The 365-nt window shown below is 69.0% G+C and carries 1 protein-coding gene; it reads left to right on the forward strand.

Annotated features, from left to right (window positions below):
* The coding region (locus tag AC1DMU_RS29795) for a hypothetical protein (RefSeq protein WP_476941709.1) at nt 1-365 on the forward strand (365 nt) is incomplete at both ends.

Consider the following 365-nt stretch of genomic DNA (forward strand, 5'->3'; position numbering starts at 1 on the left):
ACCGCGATCTGATCGCCGCCATCGGGGCCATCGATGCGCCGATAGGGCCGTCCGATGCCGATCTGCACGTCGCAGCACCGGCAATCTCCTCGGCCATGCAGGCCAACCTGGCCATCGCCCGTGGTGGTGAGCTTCCCGCCCAGTTGTCCTGGCGCGTGGAAGGGCCGTTCGACAGCAGCTACAGCCTGGCGTTGGTCAATCGCAGCCTGGCCGAGGCGCTGGCCGAAAGGGGCCATCATGTCGTGCTGCATTCCACCGAAGGCCCGGGCGATTTCGCCGCGTCCCCGGCCTTCCTGGAAGCCAATCCCAGTGTTGCCCGCCTGCATGCCGGCGAGCCGGCGCTGCCGGCTGCGCAGGCCGACGTC

The sequence above is a fragment of the Bacillus sp. 01N45 genome, assembly GCF_056399205.1.